The 26,997-nt window shown below is 58.6% G+C and carries 18 protein-coding genes; 7 read left to right on the top strand and 11 right to left on the bottom strand.

Annotated elements, in window-relative coordinates; translation table 11 throughout:
• Positions 1 to 15 precede the first annotated feature (15 nt).
• A complete protein-coding gene (locus THTE_RS17395) occupies positions 16 to 315 on the top strand; it encodes a hypothetical protein (protein ID WP_095416637.1) in 300 nt (99 codons plus the stop codon).
• A gap of 434 nt (positions 316 to 749) precedes the next feature.
• Here THTE_RS17395 and THTE_RS17390 read toward each other — a convergent pair whose 3' ends face one another.
• Positions 750 to 1,406 carry a superoxide dismutase gene (locus tag THTE_RS17390; protein WP_095416636.1) on the bottom strand — a complete coding sequence of 219 codons (657 nt, stop codon included), beginning with the start codon at positions 1,404 to 1,406 and terminating at the stop codon, positions 750 to 752.
• A 492-nt stretch (positions 1,407 to 1,898) separates the two neighbouring features.
• Between THTE_RS17390 and THTE_RS17385 the strand changes: the two genes are divergently transcribed.
• Positions 1,899 to 4,916 carry a right-handed parallel beta-helix repeat-containing protein gene (locus THTE_RS17385; RefSeq protein WP_095416635.1) on the top strand — a complete coding sequence of 1,006 codons (3,018 nt, stop codon included), beginning with the start codon at positions 1,899 to 1,901 and terminating at the stop codon, positions 4,914 to 4,916.
• 68 nt (positions 4,917 to 4,984) lie between these two features.
• Here the strand turns inward: THTE_RS17385 and THTE_RS17380 are convergent, their stop codons facing one another.
• Positions 4,985 to 5,896 carry a sugar phosphate isomerase/epimerase family protein gene (locus THTE_RS17380; protein ID WP_095416634.1) on the bottom strand — a complete coding sequence of 304 codons (912 nt, stop codon included), beginning with the start codon at positions 5,894 to 5,896 and terminating at the stop codon, positions 4,985 to 4,987.
• A gap of 290 nt (positions 5,897 to 6,186) precedes the next feature.
• On the opposite strand from THTE_RS17380, the gene gmd reads away from it, so the two are divergent.
• From gmd to glmS, 3 genes are all read left to right on the top strand, one after another.
• Positions 6,187 to 7,179 carry a GDP-mannose 4,6-dehydratase gene (gmd, locus tag THTE_RS17375; RefSeq protein WP_095416633.1) on the top strand — a complete coding sequence of 331 codons (993 nt, stop codon included), beginning with the start codon at positions 6,187 to 6,189 and terminating at the stop codon, positions 7,177 to 7,179.
• 36 nt (positions 7,180 to 7,215) lie between these two features.
• Positions 7,216 to 8,322, top strand: coding sequence for a lysylphosphatidylglycerol synthase transmembrane domain-containing protein (locus THTE_RS17370; RefSeq protein ID WP_157732213.1), 1,107 nt, complete (start codon positions 7,216 to 7,218; stop codon positions 8,320 to 8,322).
• A 345-nt stretch (positions 8,323 to 8,667) separates the two neighbouring features.
• The gene (glmS, locus tag THTE_RS17365; protein ID WP_095416631.1) at positions 8,668 to 10,545 is read left to right on the top strand and encodes a glutamine--fructose-6-phosphate transaminase (isomerizing); all 1,878 of its coding nucleotides are present in this window, start codon (positions 8,668 to 8,670) and stop codon (positions 10,543 to 10,545) included.
• A 121-nt stretch (positions 10,546 to 10,666) separates the two neighbouring features.
• Here glmS and THTE_RS17360 read toward each other — a convergent pair whose 3' ends face one another.
• From THTE_RS17360 to queG, 4 genes are all read right to left on the bottom strand, one after another.
• Positions 10,667 to 11,236 (bottom strand): hypothetical protein, encoded by a 570-nt coding sequence (locus THTE_RS17360; protein WP_095416630.1) that lies wholly within the window; start codon positions 11,234 to 11,236, stop codon positions 10,667 to 10,669.
• Positions 11,237 to 11,765: 529 nt separating this feature from the next.
• On the bottom strand, positions 11,766 to 12,290 hold the full coding sequence (rpiB, locus tag THTE_RS17355) for a ribose 5-phosphate isomerase B (protein ID WP_095416629.1): 525 nt from the start codon (positions 12,288 to 12,290) through the stop codon (positions 11,766 to 11,768).
• Positions 12,291 to 12,340: 50 nt separating this feature from the next.
• On the bottom strand, positions 12,341 to 13,489 hold the full coding sequence (locus THTE_RS17350; RefSeq protein ID WP_095416628.1) for an L-threonylcarbamoyladenylate synthase: 1,149 nt from the start codon (positions 13,487 to 13,489) through the stop codon (positions 12,341 to 12,343).
• 606 nt (positions 13,490 to 14,095) lie between these two features.
• The gene (queG, locus tag THTE_RS17345; protein WP_095416943.1) at positions 14,096 to 15,301 is read right to left on the bottom strand and encodes a tRNA epoxyqueuosine(34) reductase QueG; all 1,206 of its coding nucleotides are present in this window, start codon (positions 15,299 to 15,301) and stop codon (positions 14,096 to 14,098) included.
• A gap of 197 nt (positions 15,302 to 15,498) precedes the next feature.
• Between queG and THTE_RS17340 the strand changes: the two genes are divergently transcribed.
• Positions 15,499 to 15,729, top strand: a complete 231-nt coding sequence (locus THTE_RS17340; protein WP_095416627.1) for a hypothetical protein — start codon at positions 15,499 to 15,501, stop codon at positions 15,727 to 15,729.
• 134 nt (positions 15,730 to 15,863) lie between these two features.
• Entirely contained in the window at positions 15,864 to 17,018 is a 1,155-nt protein-coding gene (locus THTE_RS17335) for a lactonase family protein (RefSeq protein ID WP_095416626.1), read from the top strand.
• A 27-nt stretch (positions 17,019 to 17,045) separates the two neighbouring features.
• Here the strand turns inward: THTE_RS17335 and THTE_RS17330 are convergent, their stop codons facing one another.
• From THTE_RS17330 to THTE_RS17310, 5 genes are all read right to left on the bottom strand, one after another.
• The gene (locus THTE_RS17330) at positions 17,046 to 18,332 is read right to left on the bottom strand and encodes a YkgJ family cysteine cluster protein (protein ID WP_095416625.1); all 1,287 of its coding nucleotides are present in this window, start codon (positions 18,330 to 18,332) and stop codon (positions 17,046 to 17,048) included.
• A 27-nt stretch (positions 18,333 to 18,359) separates the two neighbouring features.
• Positions 18,360 to 22,019: a hypothetical protein gene (locus THTE_RS17325; protein ID WP_095416624.1), complete on the bottom strand. Its 3,660-nt coding sequence runs from the start codon at positions 22,017 to 22,019 to the stop codon at positions 18,360 to 18,362.
• Between the two features lie 51 nt (positions 22,020 to 22,070).
• A complete protein-coding gene (locus THTE_RS17320; RefSeq protein ID WP_095416623.1) occupies positions 22,071 to 22,517 on the bottom strand; it encodes an ExbD/TolR family protein in 447 nt (148 codons plus the stop codon).
• Positions 22,514 to 23,551 carry a MotA/TolQ/ExbB proton channel family protein gene (locus THTE_RS17315; protein WP_095416622.1) on the bottom strand — a complete coding sequence of 346 codons (1,038 nt, stop codon included), beginning with the start codon at positions 23,549 to 23,551 and terminating at the stop codon, positions 22,514 to 22,516. The genes THTE_RS17320 and THTE_RS17315 overlap by 4 nt, the downstream gene beginning before the upstream one ends.
• Positions 23,552 to 23,786: 235 nt before the next feature.
• Entirely contained in the window at positions 23,787 to 26,948 is a 3,162-nt protein-coding gene (locus THTE_RS17310) for a tetratricopeptide repeat protein (protein ID WP_095416621.1), read from the bottom strand.
• Positions 26,949 to 26,997: the final 49 nt, after the last annotated feature.

The raw sequence follows: 26,997 nt of genomic DNA, 5'->3' as shown, positions 1-26,997 counted from the left end.
TTGCGGGAGGACGCTATGGACTCTTTGAGGGATCCGTCTCCGGCGGGTGATCAGGAAGTGGGCACCAGGAAATTCGAGTTGCTTGCCAGAAGGCGTTTCGACGCCAGCGGCTACCCGGCTTTGCGGCGACTGACGTGTCACTGCGACGGCAAGCGCCTTTTCATCCGCGGATCTGTGCCCAACTATTATCACAAGCAACTGGCCCAGTCCAGTCTGGCCGATCTCAGTGACGAGCTGGAAATCGTCAACGAAACGCTGGTTGAAGGAAGACAAGCCCTGCCAGACGTGCGGCATTCGGTGCAGTCCCAGCTTTGAAATTCCTCGGAGAGCCCCGAGGGGCATCTTCCGGAGGGACGTGTCCATGGCCCCACGTCCATATTCGGAGGGACCTGTTTGTCGGGTCTGCATATTGGAGGGACCCGCTTGTCGGGTCCGATGAGCATCGATTGATGACCCATCCCTTCTCACCGGGCACGACAAGCGTGCCCCTCCGATTCGGAGCTACCTCTTCCGGAGGGACGTGCTTGTGACGTCCGCCATTTCACGTCTGATTATCCATTTTCCCATTCACCGGGCACGACAAGCGTGCCCCTCCGAAGGTTAACGGACCCCGTGGAAAGCGTCCCTCCCACGCTCGCCGGGCGCATAAAAGAGCGAGGCAAACAGTGTGCCTCGCCGTGCGAACCGTGGGGTTTCTTGCGGGACCCGCCCGGGCGCTGGTAGCCCACCCACCCGAGCAGCGGCAGCTCTCAGGATTCCGTCTTGAGGGGATACTTGGCCGATTCGGGAGCGGGTTGGGCCAGCGCGTCTTCGTACCGCCGGAGGACTTCGGCCCAGTTGATGACGTTATAAAACGCCTCCACGTAATCAGCCCGGCGATACTGGTACTTGAGATAATAAGCGTGTTCCCAGACGTCGATGCCGAGTATGGGGATATTTCCGTGCATGAGCGGGCTGTTCTGGTTGGGGGTGTCTTCGATAACAAGCCGCTTGTTGGGATCGACGGAAAGCCACGCCCAGCCGCTGCCGAAGCGTCCCATCGCCGCTGCCGTGAAGGCCTGACGGAACTTTTCAAAACCGCCAAGTTCCCTGTCGATGGCCTCGGCCAGTTTGCCCTTGGGCTGACCGCCCGCCTTGGGACCCATGATCGTCCAGAACAACGAGTGATTGGCGTGGCCACCACCGTGGTTGCGCACCACCGTGCGAATCTGTTCCGGCACGCGATGGATGGCAGCCACAAGCTGCTCGACGGGAAGCTTTTCCCATTCTGTGCCGGCAATGGCCTTGTTCACGTTGTTGATGTACGCCTGATGGTGTTTCGTGTGGTGCAACTCCATCGTTTGCGCGTCGATGTACGGTTCGAGCGCGTCGTACGGGTAAGGGAGAGGGGGTAATTCGTACGCCATCGTGTCAACTCCTTTGGTCAATTAACCTGTGTCGCAAACCTGAGCACCAATCGAAGTGCTCCTCGTCGATCGTGAAAAGACACTTCTTTTACCGGCATGCTTTGCAAACTTATGCCTGTGCTATTTGTGCTAAATACTACGGCACTAGTGACCTAAGGCAAGGGGCAAATTCTGGTATTGCGATGCGTGAATAGGTTGGCGCGACGCCGGGCCGTCCTTGGCAAGCGATATTCTCGTCACATTCCCGTCAATCGGTTGCGACGCAGCACACTGTCAGCCCGTCGGGACGGATTACGGTTGATTGCCGAGCCCGACCAATTACTCTTTACTCTAGACTTAACATAAGGACGCGATCGGTCCGCCTCTTCGTTCAATACCTGAAACACTGTTTCCCGAGCCTCGGAGATGTTAGCTCTTCACCCGTGAAAGAGGCACGCTCGTCCTTCTGTTGATGAAGCACCTTTGAGTTGCAGCTTGTGACGAGAACCCGCTATGAAGAATAACCGCTTTTCCAAGCGGGCACGTCGCCTTGTATTTGAGCCGTTGGAACACCGCGATTTGCTGAGCGTGGTTCCTGCCACGACGTCGTTGCCCGCCGCTGTCACTGATCTGGGAAGCGTGGACTTCTGTCAGGTGACACCGGCTGCGCAAACACCGGGAATGTGGTATCGGTTGACCGCCAAGAATACGGGCACGTTGACGGTTATTCGTGGGCTTCAGACCCCGAGTCAGCAATCAGCAGCCACGGTTGCTATCTACGCGCAGGCCGCTCAAAGCCTTCTTCTCACCGCTCAGGGGACGGGCAGGATCGATTTGCCGGTCGTGGCCGGACAGACCGTTTTTGTCTATCTTCCGGATGTGCAAACTGGGGAGACACTTTGGCTGGCCGCTCTCGTGCAGATGAGCGGGACAACCGTCACGATTCGCGGAACGGCCGGAGCGGACACTTTGGTTTATCGGGGTGGGGGCAACGGCTCGATCACCGTGAATCAGATTGATTACACCCTTCCCGGGGGATGGACCACGCTCACAATCGTCGGCGGGAACGGGGGAGATAGCGTCTTCCTTGAAACGATGGCCGCCAACGAGAATATATCGATCTCGCCGGCTCTCACGCGGGTCCTCAGCGCGGGACGCATCATCACCGTCACGCAGGTCGCGGAGCTTGCGGTCCGAGCAAGTTCGTCCGCGGTTGCCGAAATTATCGATTCTCCGGGTAACGACCAGGTCACCTTCACACCGAATGCCGCCACCTTCGATTCTCCTCAATTCCGTGCGTCAGTCACCGGACCGTCCATCATCCACGCTTATGCCCGCAACGGCGGCGTCGATTCGGTCACCTTTTACGATTCCCCGGGCGCGGACCAGGCCACCTACCAGGGAGACATTGCGATTCTGCGGGGAGACACGTTTTATAACCGCGCCAAATTCTTTTCCAGGGTTACATTCGTTGCCACAACTGGGGAAGACACGGCGTTATTAAACGGCAGTTCCGGGACAGACACTTTGGGCGGCCAACTGGGGGATGTGACGTTGCAGACGAAGGGCGTGTCCGTCCGGGCGAAAGGATTCTGGACCACGATCGTGCGATCCTGTGGGGGCGTCGATGTGGCAGAGGTTAACGACTCGTCCTCGGACGATTTTGTCTTCAGTTTTCCCGGTGACGTGGCCGTCTTCAACCTCAATCACACCCTGCGAATTCAGGGCTTTGCCTACACCCACGTGTATGCCCGGAATGGCGGCTTCGACACAGCCTACTTTTATGATTCCCCGGGCGACGACACATTTGTGGGGCGACCAGATTTCTCGAGCATGACCACCGGTCCCTATTTCACGCGGGTCAAGTTTTTCGATGGGGTATACGCCTACTCGCGGAACGGCGGATCTGATGTCGCATGGTTGTACGATTCCCGAGGCGATGACCTCCTCACCGTCCGCCCCTATTACATCCGGCTGGAAGGCCCCGGGTATTCCAACCGGGTGGAGACTTTTTCGGTCGTTCGGGCAACGGGCGGCAGTGGGGGGAACGACCGCCTGGAGATGTACAGCTCCAGCGGCCAGGATCAGCTTACCATCACCCCTACGCTCTCCGACATTCTGTTTGCCGAGACGCCCACCTTTGTTCGAGCGACGCGCTTTCTCCAGGAGACCTATTACCTTGACAAAGATGACCTGGTGCTGGGAAGTGCCCCAAGAGCAACCATCAAACGCGATGGCCCCACGACGGTCATCAACGCGGCCGATTACTACGACCCCACCAGCCCCACATTGGGTTTCCAGCGGGCTATCGATGCACTGCCCAAGGAGGGCGGCACCGTCATTCTGCCTGCCGGTACATTCACCCTGCGGCAGAGTCTGGTCCTGCGTTCCAATGTAACCCTCCGCGGAAGTGACGCCGGCACGACGCTCGTTCGCAAGACGCAAACGTTTGCCCTGCTCGCTGCCACGGCGCAGGCCGGGGATCAACGTTTGAGTGTGACCAGCACGAGTGGTTTTCAGGTGGGAGACGAGATCGCCCTGGTTTCGCGGGCAGAACCGGATGGCCAGCTCTACACCATCATCGCCATCGAGCCGGGAATCCTCGTTCTGGACAGGCCTATCCAATACGGGGTCTTCCGACCGGAGGACTCGGCAGAAGTGACCAATTTGATTCCCCTGGTCAGGGCGGAAGGGAGTCCAGCACAACCGGTCAGCAATGCGGTCATCGAGAATTTGACCGTTAATGGGAATCTCAATACCAAGTACACACGATGGCGGGCGATACCGCGGGGTATGGTGGATCTCACTTATGCTGTGAACTCCGTAGTCCGGAATGTGACCGTCACCCGCTCACCCACGACCGGTATCCTTTTGAAATACGGGCGAGACAACCTCGTGGAAAATTCGACGGTCATTGAGGCCCGAAATATCGGCATTGCTTTGGGTTGGGAAACCGATGCGATTGTTCGCGGAAATCTCGTGCGGGGCGCCGGGTACGGCATGGCCAGCACGGGTTGGGGCGAAGGCATCATGGCCAACGGCGGACGCGACATTCGAGTGGAAAACAATATCACCGAATACAACGTCGGCCACGGGCTCCATCCCGCCGGCGATTTGACCATCGGGGGCCTGTGGATCAACAATATCAGCCGATACAACCAGGGCAATGGGTTCCACTACTGTTTCAACAACTTCGGGGTCTGGGCCGTTAACAACGAGCTGTACGGCAACGACCGCGGTGTCGGCGGGTTGGGCCTCGGCGGCGAGTATGCCGACCGGTTCAACGTGGTCCAGGGAAATCTCATCTACAACAATCAGCGCGGGGGAATCCAAGTTAACGGCGGGCGCGACAATTACATCCTGGGCAACACCCTGAGAAACAATTCCCAAAAATCGCCAGGCAAGTTCGCAGAAATCCTTCTCGGCGAAGTTTGGAGCACAGTGATCGTGGATAACCGAATCACCCCTGCCGCTGGTGGTTTATCCATTGACACGACCTACGCGCGACTTTTCAACATAATCATTGCGTGAGGCCGTATCGAGCGGCAAATGGTGCGCGAAACCGCTGGCAGCGATCCGGGACCTCCCGGCGCTATATCTCAGACGGTGGCCAATCGACCGGCGGTTTTGAGGAGATTGGCGTAGCGCGTTTCCAGAGGCAACCCTGCCGCGTGCCACAATTCCAAAGTGGCCAGGCCGATTTCGCGAGCCAACAGATCTGCCCGACCCGTGCCCAGCATCCGGCGGGTCGGCATGGGGGTCACGGGACCGTCATAGCCAATGCTGCGGAGCCACTTCAGCACGGCAACGCAGTCGATGCGTCCGCCCGGCCGAGCCATGGCTCTTTGCCAATCCTTGACCTGATCGATGGCGGCGTCCTGGGGAACATCGGCAAGATGGACGACAGTGATAAGCTCCTTGGGTTGCTGGAACAGGATATCGAGATTTCCATGGGCGACGAAGATGTCCCACACGTTCACCAGCAAACCGAGATTCTCCGCTTTCACCGCCTGGACGAGCGGCAGTAGCTCGTCGAGCTTGCGAATAAATTGAAAGACCGCTTCCCGCGGCTGTTCGTAGACCGCCTTAAATCCAAGGGCCAGGCGAATGCCATGCTGCTTGAGAATGCCGCAGACGGTGCTCAACCGCTGACGGTGCAGTTCGAAATTCTCATGGAGAGGTCGCGTCTCGCTGAAGGGGGCCAGCGTGACGAAGGACCGCGTGCACCCCAGCACCGTTGCATTCTGGCAATATTCGGGGAGCCGTTCGATGAACTTCTGAAACTCTTCATCGCTGGCCTGAAGATTGCCAGGGAGTTCAAAGCTGCCGATCGGAATCTGTGCGCTATCAATAAGACGGCGCGCATATTCGAGCCCTTTGAGCCGAGCCAGGGCACTGAACTCCGCAATGTCGATGTCGATACTCTTAAAGCCAAAGCTCAGGGCCAGTTCGATAATCTCGCTCTGTTGCAAAAAAGTCCCCAAAACATTGGCATTAAAATTGCGAAACATGTGTCCCTCACTCCCTGCTGAAATTCATGGGTATAGTAGCTATTTGGACGCCTAAGCAACTGGGGCCTTCGCGGTGAGAAGGCTTTTATCCAGCCGGCCGAACTTTTGCGGGGGAAAAACGTTATTATCACCGATTTGGCTGGCAATTCAAAGTAGGCCGTCCGGATGCAATCAAATGGCGCAAGCGACGCGAATCGCAAACCAGCGGCCTAGGTGAAGGAAAGCCAGCGGAACGCGAAAGCACTGACTGCCGTGCGAGGGAATCTGTTGTCTCGCGGAAAGGGATCGCCATGACGAAACGCGCGTTGATCACCGGGATCACGGGGCAGGATGGGTCTTATCTGGCGGAGTTCCTCCTGCAAAAAGGATACGAGGTCCACGGAATGGTGCGTCGGTCCAGCACGGAAGGCTTTGAACGTATTCAGCATATTCGTGATCGCATCCATCTCCATCAGGCAGACCTGCTCGACCAGCTCTCCCTGGTGCGGTTGCTTGCGGAGGTTCGTCCGCACGAGGTGTACAATCTCGCCGCGATGAGCTTTGTGCCCACGAGTTGGGAACAGCCTCTCCTGACGGGTGAGTTCACGGCCCTGGGCGTGACGCGGATGCTGGAAGCCATCCGCCACGTGGATCGGACGATCCGGTTTTACCAGGCCAGTTCCAGCGAAATGTTTGGGGCCGTCCGGGAAGAACCGCAGAATGAGAACACGCCCTTCTATCCGCGAAGCCCGTATGGCGTGGCCAAGGTCTATGGGCACTGGATCACCGTCAATTACCGGGAAAGTTTCGGCATCTTCGCTTGCTCGGGAATCCTCTTCAATCATGAATCTCCGCGCCGCGGCAAGGAATTCGTTACCCGAAAGGTGACCGACGCCGTTGCCCGCATCAAGCTCGGGCTTCAGGAAAAGCTCTATCTCGGCAATCTCGATGCGATGCGGGATTGGGGCTTTGCGGGGGACTACGTGGAAGCCATGTGGCTGATGCTGCAACAGCCTCAGCCCGATGATTATGTGGTGGCCACCGGCGAAAAGCATTCCGTGCGGGAGCTGGTCGAGTTAGCATTCGATTATGTGGGACTGGACTGGAAGCGCTACGTGGAGATAGATCCCCGACTCATCCGACCGGCCGAGGTCTTCACCCTCCGGGGTGACGCCACCAAAGCCCGCACCGTCCTGGGCTGGAAACCTAAAGTGACCTTCCCCGAACTGGTCCGCATGATGGTGGACGCAGATCTGGAGCGGGTTCGGCGGGAGATGATCGAGCGCACCTATCGGCCGCTGTGATGCTTTTCGCCGACCGGAATGGATGGGGACCCTCTCATGGGGAAAAAGAAAACGGTCAAGCAATGGGCCATCCAGCTCCTCAAAGTGGGGCTGTCGGCGGCGATCATTGGGTATCTGGTCTGGGATAGCGTGCGTCGCGGGGAGGGCATTTTTTCTGACGAGCACGGCTTTAATCCAGAAAAGTTCTGGCAACTCGTCCACCACGCAGGTCAATATTGGTACTATCTCGTTTTGGCATTTGCTACGGCGACCAGCGGTGTGCTTATCACGTTTTTCCGCTGGTGGGTTCTGGTGCGGACAGTTGACGTCCCGCTTCGATTGATGGAGTCATTTCGCTTCAGCTTTATTGGGTTTCTCTTCAATCTGGCGCCGATGGGGCTGGTGGGCGGTGACCTCGCCAAAGCGATTCTTGCGGCCCGGCGGTTTCCCGACCACCGGCCGGAAACCGTTGCCTCCGTGTTTGTCGACCGTGTTCTGGGACTGTATGCCCTCTTTGTTGTGGCGAGCGGGGCCATTCTCCTGACTGGGGTGATTTCCAGCTCCCCTCCGCTCTTGCAGAGTGTCTGTCGCGTCGTCCTGATTGTGACCGCGGGAGTGACGTTGGTGCTCATCGCCTGCTGGGCACCAGACGTGACGGGAGGAAATCTGATCCTGTTGTTGGAACGGCTGCCCGTTGCGGGTAAACTGCTGGCCAAATTCGTGACGGCGTTTCGTGCCTATCGACATCATCCGTGGATGCTGATCACCTCCGTCATCATGACTTTTCCTGTTCATCTGTTGTTTGCTGTGTCCATCTATCTGATCGGGCTGGCCCTTTTTGATCGCGTCCAGCCGCTGGCGAGGCACTTTGTCTTCTGTCCTCTATCGGGTGTCATGCAGATGATTCCCGTTTCCATCGGCCCCGCGGAGTTTGTTCTGGATCGACTTTTCGTGCTGATGCCGCTGGCCGACGGAACACACATTTTACCGGGACAGGGCCTCGTGACGCTGCTGGTTTACCGGGTGTTTTCGCTGATGCTCGCGACGATCGGCGTGAGTTACTTCTTTTTCTTCGCTCGAGAAGATTGGGAGGAAGCCCTTCGAGAGGCAGAAGAGGCCGAGGAGTGGCAGGAAACGGCGGCCCCGGCGCCACCCGGTCCGTAGGACGGTGTGCGGTGGCACGATGCTCAGCGTCGCGGCACTTGGAAAAATAAGCGAGTTTATTTGGATTTGCAGAGCGGCACGAGGTTTGCTCAACCAAAAATGGAAAATGCTCCCCTTTATCGATGAAAGGGAAACATTTTTGTCGTCGAAGAAAGCCCGACCTGGGGCGACAGGGCCAATGCCAATATTCGCCGGTATAATTTGCCCGTGACAGACAGCCTCATTTTTGATATCTACTCTTGATTTCTTCCGAGAGCGGACGCGCAAAGCAGGGAAAGTGCAATCCAAAACCGGTTTGCAGGCAACTCGCGGAAAAGAACGCTTTTCCAGAGAGGAGTAACGCCGATGTGCGGAATTGTCGGTTGTGTGGGCTTGCCCAGTGCAGCGGATTTTTTGCTCAACGGACTTCGGCGTTTGGAATATCGGGGCTACGATAGCGCAGGGTTGGCCCTGGCCAGCACCGCGGCTCCTGCGAGCATAGCCGTGGTGAAAGCCGCCGGGCGCATCTCGCGTCTTCAGAAGCTGGTGGAAACCTATCGCCCTCAGGGGGACATGGGCATAGGCCACACACGCTGGGCCACGCACGGGGGAGCCACCGACGTGAACGCCCATCCCCATCTGGGTGGCGACGGCGAAGTCGTTCTCGTCCATAACGGCGTCATCGAAAACTACGAGAGCCTTCGCAACCGGCTGGAGTCGGCCGGGTATCATTTTCGCTCCGAAACGGACACCGAAGCGATTGCCCATTTGATCGCGGACCTTCTACGAGACGCGCAATTCTCCCGGGAAGAAGTAGTTCGTCGCCAGTACCAACCACTCCTGGGTGTGGTCCAGGCAGCGCTGTCGCAACTTCGCGGCACGTGGGGACTGGCCGTGATGTTCCGTGACTACCCCGGTGTCATCGTTGCCGCGCGACTGGGCAGTCCGTTGATTCTGGGGGTGGGCGAAGGCGCCAATTTTCTCGCCAGTGATGCCTCGGCCCTCGCGGGATTTACGGAAAGCGTGGCCTACCTTCGCGACCATGAGACTGCGATCGTCACGGCCGAAACCATCCGCATCTTCCACCGGGATCAGGGCCGTGTTGAGCCGAGCCTGCACAAACTTCAGCTTTCGGCGGGTGATATTGACACCGGCGGCTATCCCCACTTCATGCTCAAGGAAATCTTCGAACAGCCCGATTCCCTCCGCAATACCATGCGGGGTCGGTTGGACCTGGACGTTGCTTCGGCCAAGTTCGGAGGACTCAACCTGTCGCCCCAGCAACTCCGGCAGGTAGAAAGGATCATCCTCACGGGTTGCGGGACGAGTTGGCATGCGGGACTGGTGGGCGAGTATCAGATTGAGGCCCTTGCCCGAATCCCCGTCGAAGTGGAATACGCCAGCGAATTGCGATACCGCAATCCCCCGCTTTCGAATAACACGCTTCTGTTTGCCATCACGCAAAGTGGTGAAACGGCCGACACCCTGGCCGCCCTGCGGGAAATGAAGCGGAAGGGCCATCCCACTTTGGCCATTTGCAACGTGGTGGGGAGCACCATCGCCCAGGAAGCCGACGGTGGCATTTACCTGCACGCCGGGCCAGAGATTGGGGTTGCTTCCACCAAGGCCTTCACCTCACAGTGCCTTGTGCTTGCGCTGCTCGCCCTGTATTTCGGCAGACTCCGCGATTTAAGTTTTGAGGCTGGCATCCGCATCATCGAAAAGATCCGTCAACTGCCTGATAAAGTCGCCCAGGCCCTGGAGTGCGACGCTCGGGTCCGCCGGGTTGCCGACCGCTTCTACCAATGCCGTAACTTCCTGTATCTGGGACGGCAGTTCAATTTTCCCACGGCGCTCGAAGGGGCCCTCAAATTGAAAGAAATCAGTTACATTCATGCAGAGGGCTATCCTGCCGCCGAGATGAAACATGGGCCCATTGCCCTGGTGGATGAACACACCCCAAGCGTCTTTCTTTTGCCGCGGGGGCCAGTGTACGAAAAGGTTCTGGCCAATATGCAGGAAATCAAGGCCCGGGGCGGTCCGATCATCGCGGTGGTCGAGGAAGGCGACCGGGAGGCATCCTCGCTGGCCGACGAAATCATCGAAGTGCCTGCTGTCGATGATTTCCTCCAGCCAATCGTATTCATCGTACCCCTCCAACTCCTGGCCTATCACATCGCCGTGGCACGCGGGTGTGATGTGGACAAACCGAGAAATCTAGCGAAGAGCGTCACCGTGGAGTGACGCAATCACCAAAGAGGCTCGGCTCCATCATCCGGCAAAAGCAAGCTGAGCCGGGCGACACTTATATTTGGGTAAAAAGCGAAATCTGGCGATTTCGTGCTGTCCCAGACATGCTGCCCCATCAGAACGGGGCTTTGGGTAGATCACGCGGATAAGGAGGCTTTTCCTTGGGAGGAAGGGGTTGCCGGTACGTAGCCGCCCAGGCTTCCCGTTCCTCGTCGGTGGCATAGTAGCGCAGCCAGATCTCCGGATCGCCCTCCACGAAGGCACAATCCCACCGCAGGTAGTTGGTGCCCAGGTCCAGTTTTTTCTCTCGCGAGGGAAGGATATCGCGGTAGATAAGACAGTACAATTCGCGATCCGACAGATGGTCGGTGAATTCCAGGACGATCCGCTTCTCGTAGAGTTTGTGGATTGTGTCCCAGAGAATCTCGTGGAGGCGCTGGTCGTCAAGGGTCTCCGGACGCGGAAGCCTCAGTTCGGGCTCGAACCAGCGATAAATCGGCAGAACAGGTGCCATTTCCCAAGCCAGCATGGATGCAAGATACTCGTTTTCAGCAGCCAACGGCCACTGGTGAATATTCACACGCGTGAGCGAATCGTCGTAATACGGTTCCAGCTCCGTTCGCAATTCAGCGTTGCGGAGAAGCAACTCGATCTCGTTGGGGTCCCGGCCGTTCCTCTTGGACATGGCACTTCTTTCCCGTTACTGGATGTCGCCTCACAAGTTGCAGAGATTTCGCCCGAACGAACACCACCGTCCTGCATGCCCCCGATCTGGCCGTCAGGGCGATGCTGGTTTCCTCGCGAACCTACTCAACGCGGGCAACGTTCCGCCGAAATACACTCCCACCAATATCGACTCTACTCACAGACCGGGTCACTTCAAGCCCAAAAACACGCAAAACGACGGGGCTTTCCATTCGTGACTTGCTAAAAGCCGTACTTTCCGCAAAGCTCTTCGATCAACTCACCAGGCCCTGAAGACGTCTTCGGTTTTGCTCATTCAGCGCGACCTTTATAATCTGTGGGGCCAGCGTGGTTTGACAGAGAAAGGCCACTTCGGGGGCACTCCAGCAATGTACATGTTCGACGCCGGAGGCGATTCTTCTCACACGTTCTCTCTGTCAGATTGACTACCACCCGGGCAATCGAAATCGATCAAGAGGGGCAAGTTAATCGCTCGTTTGCGCGCGAATGCCGACCGAAAGGATCATCTCTCACGCCTGAAGCGTTTGGTCCTCCTGCTGTTGGTGGGACGGATTGTTTGCCGCCTGGTTTGCTTTGGAGCAGCATTCCTGGAGGAGTTCTTTTTCGATCTCCGCTATTTTTTCCACCCGGCGTGCGTGACGGCCTCCTTCGAACGGTGTGTTGAGCCAGACTTCTACAATACGGGTGATGAGTCGCTCGCCGAGGAGATCGGCCGACAGGCAGAGCACATTGGCGTCATTATGCCGTCGGCTGAGTTCGGCGGTGAGATCATCATGGCAGGGCGCTGCCCGGACTCCGGGGATTTTGTTAGCCGCGATGCACATCCCAAGTCCGGTGCCACAAAACAGGATCCCGCGGTCTGCCTCCCCGGAAGCGACTTTCTTCGCCACCGCCTCGGCGATGTCGGGATAATCGACCGGCGACTGGCTGAACGTCCCCATGTCAATCACCTCGTGCCCAATGTTCTTTAGAAAGGTCACGATTTTGGGGCGAATGGAATAACCGCGATGGTCGCTTCCGATGGCAATCCGCATTTTTCAGAGACCTCTCACAATTGAAGAATCCGTGTGCCCCTTTTTCGATTTTACGCTCCCGAGCGAGGCACGACTACTAATCGGAGAAGCTCCTCACAGCGGTCACGCAGGGCGTCTTCAATGAGTTTTGCACACTGTTCGTAGGCTTGAAGGGGGCCCCCGAAAGGATCGGCGATATCCTGGCCGTGGGGATCCAGACAATCAATGCGATCGGCCGCGTCCGGCCAGCGCGCAAGGACGGCCTCTTTCAGGGCCCGCGTCATTGTGAAAATGCGATCAGCGTCCTGAACAAGAGAATCGGTCAATTGCTGGGACATGTGCCCCTCTAAATTGATTCCGCGCTGTTTAAGCACCTCGATCGCCTGGGGACTGGCCCCATCTCCCCCATAGGCCTCCAATCCGGCCGAGCGAACCACCACCCCGAAATCTCTGAGCTGTTGCGGCGAGCAGCCCAGTTTTTCCGCCAGCATGGCCTGACAAAGGGCCTGGGCCATCGGGCTGCGACAGGTGTTTCCCGCACACACAAAGAGGATCACCGCCGAAGCCATTTCCGCGATGGCCGTTTTGCTCAAGACCCCCTCGCGGAGGATGGTCCAACTTCCATCCTCAATTTTGACCACTGTGGAAGCGTTCCCGTGGACCGCCGGGCCGTCGTCGAAAATGATATCCACCTCCGGCAGATTTGCGGCCGCCTCCTCCGCCGACCGTGCCGGCGGCTCCCCCGTCTTGTTGACACTTGTCAGCACCAAGGGAGCGGGAAGAAGCCGCAGCACTTCGCTGATGAAAAAATGATCCGGCACGCGGAACCCCAGAGTTCCCTCTGGGCAGACGAGTCGCTGGACCTGCGGAGGGAAGCGTCGGGCTGCACTCAGTGGATGACGACTTTCCACCACCAGTGTGAGAGGTCCTGGCCAGGCCCTCCGCGCCAGTCGCCATGCCACTGCTGGAAGATCCGGAACGTAATCCCAGATTTCTTCCGCGCTTTTGAGAGCCAGCGTGAAGGCATGGCCCTGCTTTCGGCCCTTCATGTCGGCCAGGCGTTCCACCGCATGGGGAACGAGCACCGAAGCTGCCACCCCGTAAATCGTCTCCGTCGGCATAACCACAATCTGCCCCTCTGCCAATGCCTGAACACACCGGTGCACGAGATCACGGGGTTCCTCTGCCTCGCGAATCTTGATGATGGGGGGCGAAGTCATGCGCAATTTAGTCCGAAATGAGGGATCCAGCCGAAAAGATTGGCCAGGAAGGAAATTTCGACAACTCCAAAACCCTGTTATAGGCGCCCCTGCTTTTGGCGGTCAAGGTAACCCAAACGCTCAGTCATCCCCACTTTTCCTCTGCCGTCGGGGACGAGGAACCCCATGGGAGTTCGCGGGGGAGCGAGATTCATCCTAGAGAAACTGGTTGTCGAGTCCGCTTCCGGAGGGACGTGCCTGTCACGTCCGCATATTGGAGGGACCCGCATATTGGAGGGACCCGCTTGTCGGGTCCGATGAACACCGATCGACAACCCATCCCTCCTCATCGGGCACGACAAGCGTGCCCCTCCGACTCTTCGGAGGGGCCTGCTCGTCACGTCCGCCATTTCACGTTCGATCGCCCATTTTCCCATTCATCGGGCACGACAAGCGTGCCCCTCCGACCCTTCGGAGGGACCTGCTTGTCAGGTCCGCCGATCAACATTCGATCATCCATTGCCCTCCATCGGTTCGATTGGAGGGCCCGGTGCCACCCGGGCCATGCCTTAATGATCATGCGCACGACACTTCGGTACCGGCAATTCATGAATTCCCCCTAAAGTTTTATCTCTTTTCCGGGATTTTGCTGGGCCCGCTACCTAATGGGCACGGCTCCTCCGCCCCATCGTGGCGGGCTGTGGTTTGCACAATTCTCTCCAAATGTCTGGTGAGTTGATCCCGGACCCATGCGTCGGGCTCTCTTTCAATCCGCGTCCTCGCGGCCGAGAGGGCATGCTCTGTTCCAATCTCAACGAGGGCCCAGCCACACGCTTCCCGCACGACAGGATCCACATCCTCAAGCCCTCTGATCAGCGCCGGCACCGCTTCCGTGCAGCGCTGATTTCCAAGGACGATCGCAGCGTTCCGCAGCAGACCCCGGCGTTTTGCCCGCCATAACGGCATGTCCCGAAACGCCGAACGGAATTGCTCGTCGCTCCAATGAAAAAGCTCAGTCAGTTCGATGTGAGTTCCCCATCGTGGCATCAGTGAAGGTTCCCCGGTCACGGGTGCCCGTCGATTCCAGGGACAAACTTCCTGGCAGATGTCACACCCAAAAAGCCAGTCGCCGATCGATGATCGCCATTCCTGGGGAATTGGACCGCGGAGCTCGATCGTCAAATAGCTGAGACATCGTCGGGCATCGAGAACATAGGGAGCAACCAGTGCCCCGGTGGGACACGCCCGCAGACATGCGGTGCACGTCCCACAGTGGTTGGCCTCAAAGGGCCTGTCCGCTACTAGGTCGGCCGTCGTCAGAAGTGCTGCCAAAAACAGCCAGCTTCCCAAACGGGGATTAATGAGAAGCGTGTTTTTGCCGATCCACCCCAGACCGGCAAGTTGGGCAAATTCGCGCTCCAGAAGCGGAGCCGTATCGACCACACCCCGTACCTCGCTCCCCGGGCAGAGTTCTTTCACCGTTTGTCCCAGGCTTTTGAGCCTGCGACGGATCAGGTCGTGGTAGTCTTTTCCCCATGCGTACCGTGAAATCCTCCCTTTGCCGGCCGCACCCGGCGAGGGTTCCACCGTGCGATAGGGAAAACCCAGCATCACGATGGTCCGCACGCCTTCCAGGACAGATCGGGGATGGGCATACGCCTCTCGTCGCCGTTCCAGGTACATCATCTCCCCGTGATAACCCTTTTCCAGCCACTCCACGAAAAAAGAAAAATGAGGTGGCTCCACGGCGGAGCAGATTCCCACCGGCGAGAATCCCAGATCCTCGGCGGCTTTTCGTACCTGACGGGTAACCTCCTCCCTATCGACGGCCATGGGCTGACATCCGCTGAAGTGATACGACAATGCACTCAGGAAGACGCGTCGATTGCGTCCGTCCTCCATTTTAGGAAACAATGAAAGAGTGAATCCAAGGAAAAACCGGGCGGTGCATCCATTTCGCCTGAGCGCTTCGATGGCCCGAGTGGTGTACCGCGGAGGAAGAGTCTCGTACCAGGGGAGATTATTCAACGATGGGACGCGGTCTGAAGGTCTTTGTTATTTGCATTTTCGCGCTGGTCGGTGGCCTTTTGCTTGTTGTTGCGCCGGGTTGCCAATCCCGGCCGCCCCTGGAAGAGTTAGGCGAACTGGAATTTGACGTCCCCAATCTTCCTGGGATCGATAAACCCTATCCGCTTCCTGGTGAATCAAACGAGAACAAACCCTCTGATCACGACAGCCATTCCGCAACGCCTGAGGAATAGAACAGTGCTTCTGTTCCGCTGAGTGGGGGGCATTCTTGCCCGAAACGTCCTAAAGATGAAAAATGGGCTTCCGCAGATTAGTCTAGAAGGCGCAGCGTTGCCCGTTCCGTTTGGTTTTCTATGGAGAAGTGATCATGCGCAGGTTGGTCGTCACATTTCTGACGGGGCTCGTCATCAGTATGCTGACCGGAACAGGATGGCCTGTTCTGGGAGCTGAGTTCTGGATGTTCTACGGCACGTACACACGCGGGACCAGCAAAGGGATCTATGTGAGCCGATTCAACGCGGAGGACGGAACCCTCAGTGAGCCCGTGCTGGCCGCGGAGGCACAGAATCCATCCTTTCTGGCCCTCCATCCCCAAAAGCCAGTTCTGTATGCAGTGGGAGAACTTTGGGAAATGTCGGGTAAGAGGACGGGCAGCGTCAGCGCTTTTAGCGTGGATACCCACTCCGGGCGGTTGACATTGATCAACCAGCAACCCTCGGGTGGCTCCGGCCCCTGTCACGTGAGTGTGGACGCCTCAGGGCGATTCGTCCTGGTGGCTAATTATGGCGGGGGAAGTGTGGCCGTCCTGCCTGTATCAACGGATGGAGCACTGGAACCGGCTGTTTGTGTGCTGAAGCAGGAGGGAAAGAGTGTTCACCCCACCCGGCAGACCAGCCCTCACGCCCATCAGATCGGCTTCAATCCAACCGGCAAGGTGGTTGTGGTGCCGGATCTGGGGCTGGATCAGGTGTTGCTTTTCGATTGGGATGGCGCTCAAGGGCAGCTTACGCCCCATAAGCCGCCGTTCGTGCAGGTGCCACCGGGCTCGGGACCGCGGCATTTCGCGTTTCATCCTAATGGACAGGTTCTCTATGTCCTGAACGAGCTGACCGCAACGGTGAGCATCTTTGCCTGCGAGGACGGGGTGCCCACCCGATTGATAGACAATGTCTCTGCTCTACCGACAGATTTCGCCGGTCAGAATACAGCGGCGGAGATTGCTGTGCACCCCGGTGGCCGGTTCGTTTACACGTCCAATCGGGGTCACGACTCCATCGCCGTGTTCGCAGTATCAGATGCGGGAAAACGGCTGGAGCGCAAAGCCAACGTCTCCACGCAGGGAAAAACTCCTCGCTTCATCGGGCTGGATCCTACGGGCAAGTATTTGCTGGCCGCCAACCAGGACACGAACAACGTGGTCATTTTTAAAATCGACAGCGAGACGGGAATTCCCACCCCCACGGGAAAGCAGGTCTCCGTGGGTGCCCCCGTGTGTCTGGTCTTCTCTCCGGTGCCCAATTGATGGGCGAGGAGTGACACCGGAGGCAATTTATCGGGCCCACCAGATGACCAGCCGAATGAGTTGGCCGCTGCGACCCAGGGCTCTCAGCCTTCGCCGGTAAGTTCGGCTGGCGAGTGAGGCCAGGCCTTCCCCGCGGTCCAGGGCGATTACCACCGCCATCATGTCATCGGCGGTGGGAAGTCGTCCGGGGGTTGCCAGGCGCAGAACAGCAAGGGCGGCGGGGAAAGACGCAGCCAGGGCACGAATGCGATCCGTTAACGGCCAGCCCCGTCGGCCATTGACCGCAAATCGGCGTGAGATGGCCATGGCCTCGTAGTACTCATCGAGGGGCTTGAGCACATCCCGATGCAGCCCTGTCAAACTGCGGTCCAGTTCTGCCAGCGAGACGCTGCCCGAAAACGTCGCTGGTTCGCCCTCGAACTTGAGAGCGACCTCTGGCGGCGCGAGCGCGGGGATGGTCCCTTTTCCCCTGGCGATTGCAAGCGCCATTTTCGCCCACTGAATTCGGCCCTGCCAGGATTCTTGAAGCGGAAATCCCGGATGCAACCGAAGATAGTCCAGCAGAACTCGGCGAAAAATGAACTGGGAGGCTGCATCGGGTGGAACGCGGTCGCGGAAAAGTGGCTCGGCTTCCTTCGGCACGCTTTCCTCCAGCATGCGGAGCAGCTCAATATAACGCTCCTGATCCAGGCGGCTTAACCGGCAGGCGTCCAGGGTCTGCGCGAAAAGCAGAGCGTGAACAAGCCGACGAACCATGGGATACGAAGGATTGCAGAGAAGCCGTTCCACAACTGCTGCCGATCGCAGAAACTGATTCCATGTACCCCGATAACCCAGGGTGATGGGAGGCGGCACCGTGGCTTGAGGTCGCAAGCGGGGATGCTCCGCAAGCGGTCGCCACTGGTCTTCCTGTTGCGAGAGTGGTTGGCCTGCATGACGTATCACACTCGGACAATTGTGCCGCAGCGTGAGGTAGGCGAACTTGTCCAAGGCCACAGTCTGATAGGGAAACATCCGACAGACGAGCGGCTTGGCCTCTGCTCCGAACCGCTCATGAATGCGGCAGCGACCGGTGGGGCTGAGAAACACGCAATAGCCGTCCTCCTGATGGGCCAATCGGTACCGGGGAGGCCAAAGCTGCGTGCGAACAAACAACCGCTTGCCCGCCAGCGTCGGGTCTTTGTCCCATCCCTGGGCGCGAATCCGCGCGTATTCCTCAGGAGAAAGGGGGATAATCACGTGACGGCAGCAAATACCGCAACCGTGGCATGTCCATCGTTCTTCCACCGGTAATAATCTCAGGGGAAGATCCATGGTGCAAGAGCGTCCAAGCCTTTGAATTCAGTCTTTTTGGGCAAGTGTTCTGAACAAGGGCAGGTGCCGATAGTACACTTCCAGGATGAGCAGGTGCATGGCTGTGACGTACAGTCGGCCCGCTTCTTTGCCCCAACGGTCAGGAACAGACCGCAACGGATCCCAGCTCCCCGCCCACGGTCCGGACTGCACCTGTTCTCGAGGAAGAAGCTGCTGAATGGCCTGGTTCCAGGTTTTCCAGTGTTCGCCCTGCATCTGAAACATTACCTGTGTGGCGTAATACCAGTAGTAGGCATCCCGCAAGGGATTCTCATCGTTTCCGTAACTCGGCAGATTTTGAACCAGAAAATCTGCTCCGCGTTGTAGGGCTGGATTCTCGGGCCCCCAACCCAGATAAATTCGCATGAGTAACCCCTCGGCTGTCATTGCACGACTGGGGGCCTTCAGATGCGAGGCTGACGTGCTTGCCACATAGGGGCTGTAGACATAACGGGCTCCACCTTCCGCCTGTGCCAAATCGAGCCATCGCGAGACGCCTTCCAGCGTCGTGGTGGGCACCTGCAATCCGGCCATCTGGGCACTCTTCAGCGCCATAAGCTGCCACCCGCTGACAGAGGTGTCAGTTTCCTTCCGGGACTCGTACCGCCATCCGCCCAATTCAGGGTTCTGGGACTGGACGATAAAGCCGATCGCTCGCTCCGCAGGCTGGCGGAGAGCTGGATCTCGCGTCATCCCGTAGGCCTCACAGATGGCGATCGTCGCCAGCCCATGCCCGTAAAATCGAGTGTACAGATTGGAGTCGGTTTGATCGCGGAAGAATCGACCGTCCGACGACTGATTTTCCACAAGCCAGCGGAGCGCGCGACCCACCGTGTCTCGATAGCGGGATCCCTGATGGGTGTACCCGGCGCCCAGAAAGGCCAGCAACGCCAAACCAGTGGCGGCCGTGTCCCCGTGCATGGTTCCTGTGTGAAATGTCTTTTGCGGATCGGGGACATGGTCCGGCAGGCGGTGCAAGCTCCAGTGCCCATCGGGGAACTGAATGCGAGCGAGAAATTCAAGACCTTTTTCCACCGCTCGCTCGGTCTCCGAACTGCCGCCGAACTCCATGGCGCGAGCACCACGGATTTCGGGATTGCGCTGGGCGAATGCTTCGGCGGGTTCAGTTTCCGCCGCCCCACGGAGAACCTCGGGCGAAGCCACACCCAGAGCGGACCGCGAGGCGAGTCTTGCCCCGCCCGGGCCGACAATTTCAGGCCGGGACATTTCACCGCCACCGCGTCGTACCGGTAAAGTCAGCCCATCATTCAGCAGATCCCCACTGGGAGAACCGCCGCGGCCTGCCCCTGCGGTCAGAGGCGGCAGCTCGACCACCCGACGTGGTTCATCCCCCGCCTGTCGCCCAATCTCTGCACGCGCAAGAGATTGACCGGCCTGGCCGGTTCCCCCCGTTTCCGCGGCGATAGGTGCCTGTGAGGTGATGTACGGTGCGTTGTCCTGTCCGCGGAGAGTCGCCGAGCTTCGCACGGACCCTCCCGGATTACCGCTGGAACCCCAATTTCCCCCAGCCGCCGTCCGATCAAACAACCGAGGCGGAAGGCTGCCGGAGACGCTCGGCACCGTGTCTCCTTTCATCCCCGCCAGATCTGAAGTCCCGGCGGGGGCGCTCGATCCACTTCCAAAACCCGCCAGTGACGGCAGGGCCTGTCGTGATGTTCCGCGTCCATAGGTCAATGCCGTTGCCGAGGGACGGTCGCTGGGAGTGCCCCCCGCCGTTGGCCCTGCCGAAGTTCCTGACACAGTTCCTTCCAGAGCTGCCTGATTGGCAATCAGTGGACTACTGGCTTCGCCCAAACCTCGATTGCCCGGCCGAGTGTTCCCCATCGAAAAGGCCTGCCCTTCCGCCCCACCTTCCTCTCGTGCCGCGCCCAGCCCCCGTGCCGGACCACTGCTTGCCAGCCCCATTCCGCCGGTAAGCTCGGAAGCCAGCCCACCCCCGGTTTCACCGCTTCCCGAGCTGCCCACTCCTGGTTCCTGCCGCGCCAGCCCAACGGAGATCGGAGCAGGTCCGATCCCAGTCGCGCGCGGTTCCAGGCGAGTCGCTGCCCCACGGAGATTGCTTCCCCCCGCGCCACTGGGTTGTGGTTCCGTGGGCGTGAGTGCGGCCACCGACCCGAGAATTTCCCCAGGCGGCCCTTGACGCGGGGAGCTTGCTCCAGGCTCTCCCGTTCCTGTCACTCCCATGAAGTCTGAGGAATCACCAGACCGCGGTCGCCGGGAAGCTGCCATCCCCGCTGGGGCGGCGTTCACGATGTCTGTAATGTTGCCCATTGAACCGGCCGTCGCGGGGGACGAAATCGTGGTTCGCTCTCGGGCAGGGCCACCGATTGCAGGTTCTTCCGGAGACCGGGCAAGACGCGGAGCGCCAGCCGTCTGCGGGATCGATTGTAACTCAGCATTTTCCCCGATGCCCGCGATTGAGGACGTCTCGAGGCCGCTGCGTGCGGTTTGTCGTGTTCCCACTGGGCCGACGGCCATTTCGGGACGCGTCATTCTTTCCGGACGCGGTGCTGGGTGGATCACCGCCAACTCCGCTGGTGTGACGGGCTGGGGCTCGCCGGAAGCTTGGGCGGGGGCGGCTACGGTTTGACTCCGCCGGGGCACAATTTCCGACGATCGGAGTTCACCAGGCGACGAGGTTCCCTGAGGTTCCGGCACCGTAATGGACGGCGACTGACTCGCCAGCAATTGTTCGCGGGAAACCTCCCTTTGCTGCGGACGCGAGAGGGGCGGGGAAGTCGCCGGCATACGCTCGGCGGTGACGCGCGCCGGCAGACTGACCTGCGGGTTGGTGCTTTGGTCGGGAGCCTCTTCCGGCCGTTTCAATGTCGCCGCTGCTTGTTCCCGCTGCACCTGGTCACGCGGACTGACCTCCGGCTCAACCGAGGACCTTTCCGGGGGCGCATCCAGCGGCGCAAGGTGGGTGATTTCACCAGGGGCGGGCAGCGTCCGACGCGGAGCCGAAAGCTCCGAATCGGAGGATTGTTCACGCACAGTTTCCTCGGCTCGCGGTGGCACAAGCGGCGAGGATTGTTCCCTGGACAAATCCGGCATCTCCTGCGGTGCTGACAAAGGAGCCGGGGAACCCGGTCGTGGTCGATCGATCAACTGGTCGGCAGCAACGTTGTCCCTGGGAAGTGCCTGCACCGGCCGGGTGTATTCCGAAAGCTGGTTCGCCTCTTCAACCGAGTCGATTCCATACTCGGGCAAGGTGATCGTTTCTTCGGTTTCCGACTCTGCCGGTAACGAATTCTCGCGGATGAACGCAATCAATTTGAGGTACTGCTCCCGTAAAAGAACGGCGACTAGGAGATGCAGGAAAAGACTGAGTACCACGCAGAACTGGATGCGGCGAGCCGTCGGTGCCCGAACGTGAGCTGTACTCCAGAGCAACAACAGCACCAGCCCAGCGATGATTCCCAACCGGACCAAGCCGTTATATAGCGGACGGGGATCGAAAAAGTCGGGCGTGGTAGCCAGCACGATTCCCGTGACGAATCCGGCGAAGACGAGTATGGCGATATTGACCGGCCAGACCTGCTCATCAAAATCGGCCAGCCGCTCCGGGACGAAACGCCGGATGACAGTTCGTTTGCCACGAGATGGGGGACTTTTCAAGTCGGCCATGTGACGAGGCCTTCCCTCGCACTGCTGAGTACGGACCTCCTTCCCGCTCCGTTAAGGGGAGTTAGCACCTTCACTCGGCGGCCCTGTCTTCCGCGTCGCCAGGCGGTAGTCTGTAATATGGGCTTTCTTGCACGCATTGATTGCCGAGACAACGGGTTGCAGACGGCAGCGTTCGTCCGCCCGGATGATGACCGTCGTTCTGCTGGGGTTGGCGGACCAGGCCTCCAGGAGCAATTTCTCCAGTTCGTTCAGTCTGAGCAGTTTGCCCCCCACGTAATATCGACCGTTTTCGTCAATGTTGATAAAAAGCTCCCTCGGCTTGCTGAGAAGTGGTTGGGCTTCACTGGCATCGGGGAGCCGTACCGGCAGTTCCCGTTCCTCCTCCGCAAATTTACTGGCAATAAGAAAGAATATCAGCAGATTAAACACCACATCGATGAGGGGAGTCATCGTGAGTGACTCCAGAGCGCGGCTTTTGTTGCGAATCAGGATACTCATGGCATGGCTCCCGTCTCAGCGGGGCTGGGTGGGGGTGGTGGTTGCGGGCTCTCACGCTGCAAACCCGCGGTGGCCAGGAGATCGGGCGTGGAAATTTGCTCTCGCCCCATCCGCAGGCGGCCTTCAAAGCGTTCAAACTGGGGCAAAAGCCCCAGCAGCGATTCATCCAGCTCACGCAAGAGCTTCTGAATTCGTCCCTCGAAGTAGTGTGCCAGTACCGAGGCCGGAATGGCCACACACAGTCCCGCAAACGTCGTCACCAGGGCCGTGTAAATCCCCTGCGCCAGCATCTCTGCTCGATCGGCGCCGGTAGGGAGATGCGAAGTGACAAAGAACGCCTGGATCATTCCCTGGACCGTTCCCAGCAGTCCCAAAAGCGGGGTGACGGCTGCCGAGAGCGTGAGGAAACGCACATTACTGTAAAGGCGATCCGCCTCTCGCTCGGTGGCTTCTTTCATGGCCTGTTCAATTTCTGGAAGCGGTCGGCCGACCTTGACCAGCATCGCCTTAAGGACATTGCCGGCCGAAGACGGATACCGCTGGGCCAGCCGATAGGCCCCCCGCGGATCAAACCCACGCTTATCTTCCACTAGCTGTCCAAGTCCGCGGATGAGGCCCGCGGGAACCACTTTCCGCCGCCGCAGTCCCAAAGCTCGTTCCAGCCCGAAGATGACCGTCAGGATCGACATCAGCGTGATGGGAATCATCAGCACGCCGCCGCGGAAAGCCAGATCGAGCACATTGATTTGCGGGATCGTCCCCGGCTTGCCAGCGCTTTCCTGCTGGTCCGACTGTGTGGCGGGTGGAGCCGCCAGGGCCTCCTCGGCCTTGCGATCCGCTTCCTCCAAGCTGGCAGGGCCACCGCCCGCGGTGGCTTGGGGGGCCACACTCGATGGAGCAGGTGGGGAGGTAGTGGGGACGGGCACCTCCGCCCGGCAAGCAACGCTCAGGGCGGCCCCCGCCGCAATGACACCGACCACAACGACCAGTAATCGCGGTGCCAACCACGGTTTAATAAGAGGGAGTGCTTTCATTGCATGGATCTCTCACTCGAGAAACGCCATTCTCGTCTGTCGTATTTCGGTCCGGCCTGCCATTGTGACGGTGTGCTGCTGCGGTTGCTCGCCCCTTCGTGCCTTTGCGCAAATATCTTAACATAATCGATGGTTATTTAATTTGAATGATAGTCTGTAAGATACTGGTCCGATCACGCAGATTCAATAAAAATATTACGGCATTGATGGAAAGACGTTCCTGCTATTAACACACTTACTGTTGTTTTTGCAGAAGTTGTAATTTTGTCCTGGCATCAGCGATGCGATCGCTTTCCGGGAAGTTGTCGATCAATTCCTGATAGAGTTTCGCAGCCTGCTCGGGTCTTTGCAGTGTTTCAAAGCAACGGGCCGCTTCAAATAAGGCGGCCGCCTGCCACTGCGGCAGGCGATAGCCATAGGCCACGCGGAAAAAGTATTTCACCGCATCGTCGTATTTTTTTTGCTGCATGGCGATCTCGCCGAGCATAAACTGCGCTCTGGCCGCTGTTTCGTCGGGAACCTGCTTGGCGTCCTCCAAAACCTTTTCAAACATTCTTAAAGCCGTATCCAGTTCACCGCGCTCGTAGTGGATCATGCCTGTTTCAAAGTGGGCCTGGATGGCCTCCGGCGTGGTGGGAAACCTGGCCACCACCTGCTGATAATACTGCAGGGCGCGGTCGGGTTGTTTTATTTGTCCGGCCGACTGGCCCGCGTGAAGAAGCCGCAGAACCTCGTAATCTGGAGACTCCAGCGGAGACAGCGACTCGTAAAGTTGGAGTGCCTCCTTGAATTTGTTCTGCATGAAGAGCGATTCTGCTTCCATAAAAATGGCATCCGCGACTAACGATCCTTGAGGATAAGCGGATTTCTGGTAAGCAAACGTTTGGGCAGCATTCTCGTATTGTCCCAGTTTGAAGAAGCACCAGCCTAACCGGTGCACGGACTTTTCAATCAGATCAGGATCACGGGCTGATTTATAACAGTGGTGATAAAGCGTGGCCGCCTCGGAATAACGTCCCTGTGAATAGAGATAGCTGGCCACGTGATATTCGGCCTCGGGGCGATGGGGACTTTCTGCCGCAGTATCGATGAGCCGCTGGAATAAAGCAATGGCTTCTTTTTCTTTACCGGCCAGTTTTTCTGCCCAGGCCCACTGGTAGAGAACTTTGTCCACCTCTGGATACTGGGGGTTGTCGTCGAGGATTTGTTTAAAGATCGTCGCCGCCTGATCGTATTGCTTTCTATCGATCAAAATGAGCCCCTGCGTATAAAGCGCGGCGGACCGTTCGTTACCCGTCAATCCTCCCTTGAGGGCCTGGTCAATCATCTGCGACGCACGATCAAATTGCTGCTGCTCGTAGTAGAGCGTTCCCAGGAGATATCGCGCCCAGGGTGCAAGGGGATGGTTTGCGTACTTTTGGAGTAGATCGTTAAGGAGCTGTTCGGCTTCTGTGGGGTTGTTGTTTTTCAGGAGTGTTTGGGCCAATTCACACATTGTTGCCGGGACACGGGAGCTTTCGGGAAACTGCCGAAGGACCTGCCGGTAGGCGGATTCGGCCGATGCGTAATCCTGGAGGGCTGCGCAGTACTTTCCCAGCGCGTGGTAAGCCCGGTCCAGCAGCGTGCTCTGGGGGAAATCCTTGATCATTCGTTCAACCACCGTTCGTGCGTCAGCCGTGCGTCCCTGTTTGTGGTATGCCCAGGCCAGAAGAAGCATCGCGCGGTCTGCGGATGGGCCTTTGGCGCTGCGGCTGAGCGCCAGAAGCAACGCTTCCTGAGCTGCTTTGGGGTTACCGAGCTCCAGTTGGCTGGCCCCCACGAGGGTGAGGATCGCTGCCTGATCGTCCGGTTGGGGCACGGCATCGGCCAGCGTCTGACCGAGCTTCACGACCGCATCATGCTTGCCCGCCATTTGCAGAGCCGTGAGCTGACGGACACGCCACGAGCCTACTTGCGGATTTTTGGGATATTTTTTGGCAAGCTCATCAAACATCTGGGCGGCCGAATCGTAGTGATTCTCAGCGAATTCGCATTCCGCCAGAATATGCTCCACATCCGGACTCAGCACGTGATCCGAAATTTCTTTGCGAAACTGTTCCGCGTACTGTCGCGCTACGCCAATCTGGCCTAGTCCCAGCGCCGTGTGCGCTGCAGCGTAAAGTGCCTCCCCTTTCAGGGCCGCATCGGTCGCCATGGCGGCCGCCTGCGCGTATTCCTTGACGGCATCCTCTCGCTTATCGGGGATTTCGTACAGGGAATCGGCCCGATCGAGCTGGAGCGTCACGTTCCATGGGGGGGCGGCACTCTTAATGGTTTCTGGACCAATTAAATCCAGCACCTGCTGGGGTTGGCCGAGTTTAAGATGGCACCGGGCTGCCCAGTGGATGGCCTCCGCCCGCACATCGGGCGCCTGCATAGCGCGAACCAGAAGAGGCAGGGCCTCGTTGTAACGATTGGCAAAGTAGAGGCACTTTGCGGCACCCAAGTTAGCCCGTGCAATATGCGGTGAATTGGGGAATCGTTTTTCAACGCTTGCGTACTGCTGGGCTGCTTCGTCATAACGTTTCAACTGAACCAGTGCGTCGCCCGAGCGAATGACCGCCAGATCGGCATCGGCAAATCGGGAATCCGCTCCGGCCTTGTGAAAGAACAGCTCCGCTTGTTCAAAATCCCCCGCTGAATACTGCAACTCGCCGATTCGGTAGAGGGCTTCATTGACTTTGGGGTGCTGTGGATACCTTTCCGTGAACGTCTGGTAGTTTTTCAGCGCGGCCTGCCTGTTGCCGAGTTCCTCTTCACATACCGCGAGGGCGAACAGCACGTCGGGCACACGCCCATCATCGGGAAACGATTGGAGGAATCGGCGGTAGGCCTGGGCGGCCTGGTCCTTCTGCCCCTGAAAATAGAGCGTTTCCGCGAGATAGTACTGGGCTTGCGGCCGCTGACTGCCATTGGGATAGGTCCGCAGGTATTCTTCCAAGGCGGTACGGGCTGCGGAGTACAACTCCGGCTTCTGTTGTCGGGCAGCCTCAAACAGGGCCATCCCCCGATAAACCGCCGACAATTCCCGAAAGTTTTCTTCCACTCCCTTTTGGATGGATTGTTGGAAGGCCTGGGCCGCCGCTTCATACTGTTTTTGATTGAACAGGCAGACGCCGAGATAATGGAGAGCCTTTGGCACGCGGGGGTCCGCAGGATGTTTGGCAATGAATGCGCGCCACTGCTCGGCCGCCAGGTCCCACGAGGATAGATTGTGGAGCTTCGCCGCGGCGTTGTAGTCCCGTGTTGCTTCGGCGTTTGTTTCCTCGGCCGACAGACGAGAAACAGTTGCCAGGCAGGCAAATGCCAGCACCATTCCCAGAAGCGACGAGATCACCCGTCGATCACCACGGTTCATCGCTCGCGAACTCCTTCATCACGAGGTTGGAGGGAACCTCGCCCGGTCG

The organism is Thermogutta terrifontis, assembly GCF_002277955.1.
In the GTDB taxonomy this organism is placed as follows: domain Bacteria; phylum Planctomycetota; class Planctomycetia; order Pirellulales; family Thermoguttaceae; genus Thermogutta; species Thermogutta terrifontis.
The sequence above is the reverse complement of the archived record's forward strand: the minus strand, read 5'-3'. Positions and strand labels throughout refer to the sequence as shown.

Bases quoted from the DNA above. Each gene is read 5' to 3' on its own strand.
- THTE_RS17395 (WP_095416637.1), top strand. From the start codon at position 16: ATGGACTCTTTGAGGGATCCGTCTCCGGCGGGTGATCAGGAAGTGGGC.
- THTE_RS17390 (WP_095416636.1), bottom strand. From the start codon at position 1,406: ATGGCGTACGAATTACCCCCTCTCCCTTACCCGTACGACGCGCTCGAA.
- THTE_RS17385 (WP_095416635.1), top strand. From the start codon at position 1,899: ATGAAGAATAACCGCTTTTCCAAGCGGGCACGTCGCCTTGTATTTGAG.
- THTE_RS17380 (WP_095416634.1), bottom strand. From the start codon at position 5,896: ATGTTTCGCAATTTTAATGCCAATGTTTTGGGGACTTTTTTGCAACAG.
- gmd (WP_095416633.1), top strand. From the start codon at position 6,187: ATGACGAAACGCGCGTTGATCACCGGGATCACGGGGCAGGATGGGTCT.
- THTE_RS17370 (WP_157732213.1), top strand. From the start codon at position 7,216: ATGGGGAAAAAGAAAACGGTCAAGCAATGGGCCATCCAGCTCCTCAAA.
- glmS (WP_095416631.1), top strand. From the start codon at position 8,668: ATGTGCGGAATTGTCGGTTGTGTGGGCTTGCCCAGTGCAGCGGATTTT.
- THTE_RS17360 (WP_095416630.1), bottom strand. From the start codon at position 11,236: ATGTCCAAGAGGAACGGCCGGGACCCCAACGAGATCGAGTTGCTTCTC.
- rpiB (WP_095416629.1), bottom strand. From the start codon at position 12,290: ATGCGGATTGCCATCGGAAGCGACCATCGCGGTTATTCCATTCGCCCC.
- THTE_RS17350 (WP_095416628.1), bottom strand. From the start codon at position 13,489: ATGACTTCGCCCCCCATCATCAAGATTCGCGAGGCAGAGGAACCCCGT.
- queG (WP_095416943.1), bottom strand. From the start codon at position 15,301: ATGGCCGTCGATAGGGAGGAGGTTACCCGTCAGGTACGAAAAGCCGCC.
- THTE_RS17340 (WP_095416627.1), top strand. From the start codon at position 15,499: ATGGGACGCGGTCTGAAGGTCTTTGTTATTTGCATTTTCGCGCTGGTC.
- THTE_RS17335 (WP_095416626.1), top strand. From the start codon at position 15,864: ATGCGCAGGTTGGTCGTCACATTTCTGACGGGGCTCGTCATCAGTATG.
- THTE_RS17330 (WP_095416625.1), bottom strand. From the start codon at position 18,332: ATGGATCTTCCCCTGAGATTATTACCGGTGGAAGAACGATGGACATGC.
- THTE_RS17325 (WP_095416624.1), bottom strand. From the start codon at position 22,019: ATGGCCGACTTGAAAAGTCCCCCATCTCGTGGCAAACGAACTGTCATC.
- THTE_RS17320 (WP_095416623.1), bottom strand. From the start codon at position 22,517: ATGAGTATCCTGATTCGCAACAAAAGCCGCGCTCTGGAGTCACTCACG.
- THTE_RS17315 (WP_095416622.1), bottom strand. From the start codon at position 23,551: ATGAAAGCACTCCCTCTTATTAAACCGTGGTTGGCACCGCGATTACTG.
- THTE_RS17310 (WP_095416621.1), bottom strand. From the start codon at position 26,948: ATGAACCGTGGTGATCGACGGGTGATCTCGTCGCTTCTGGGAATGGTG.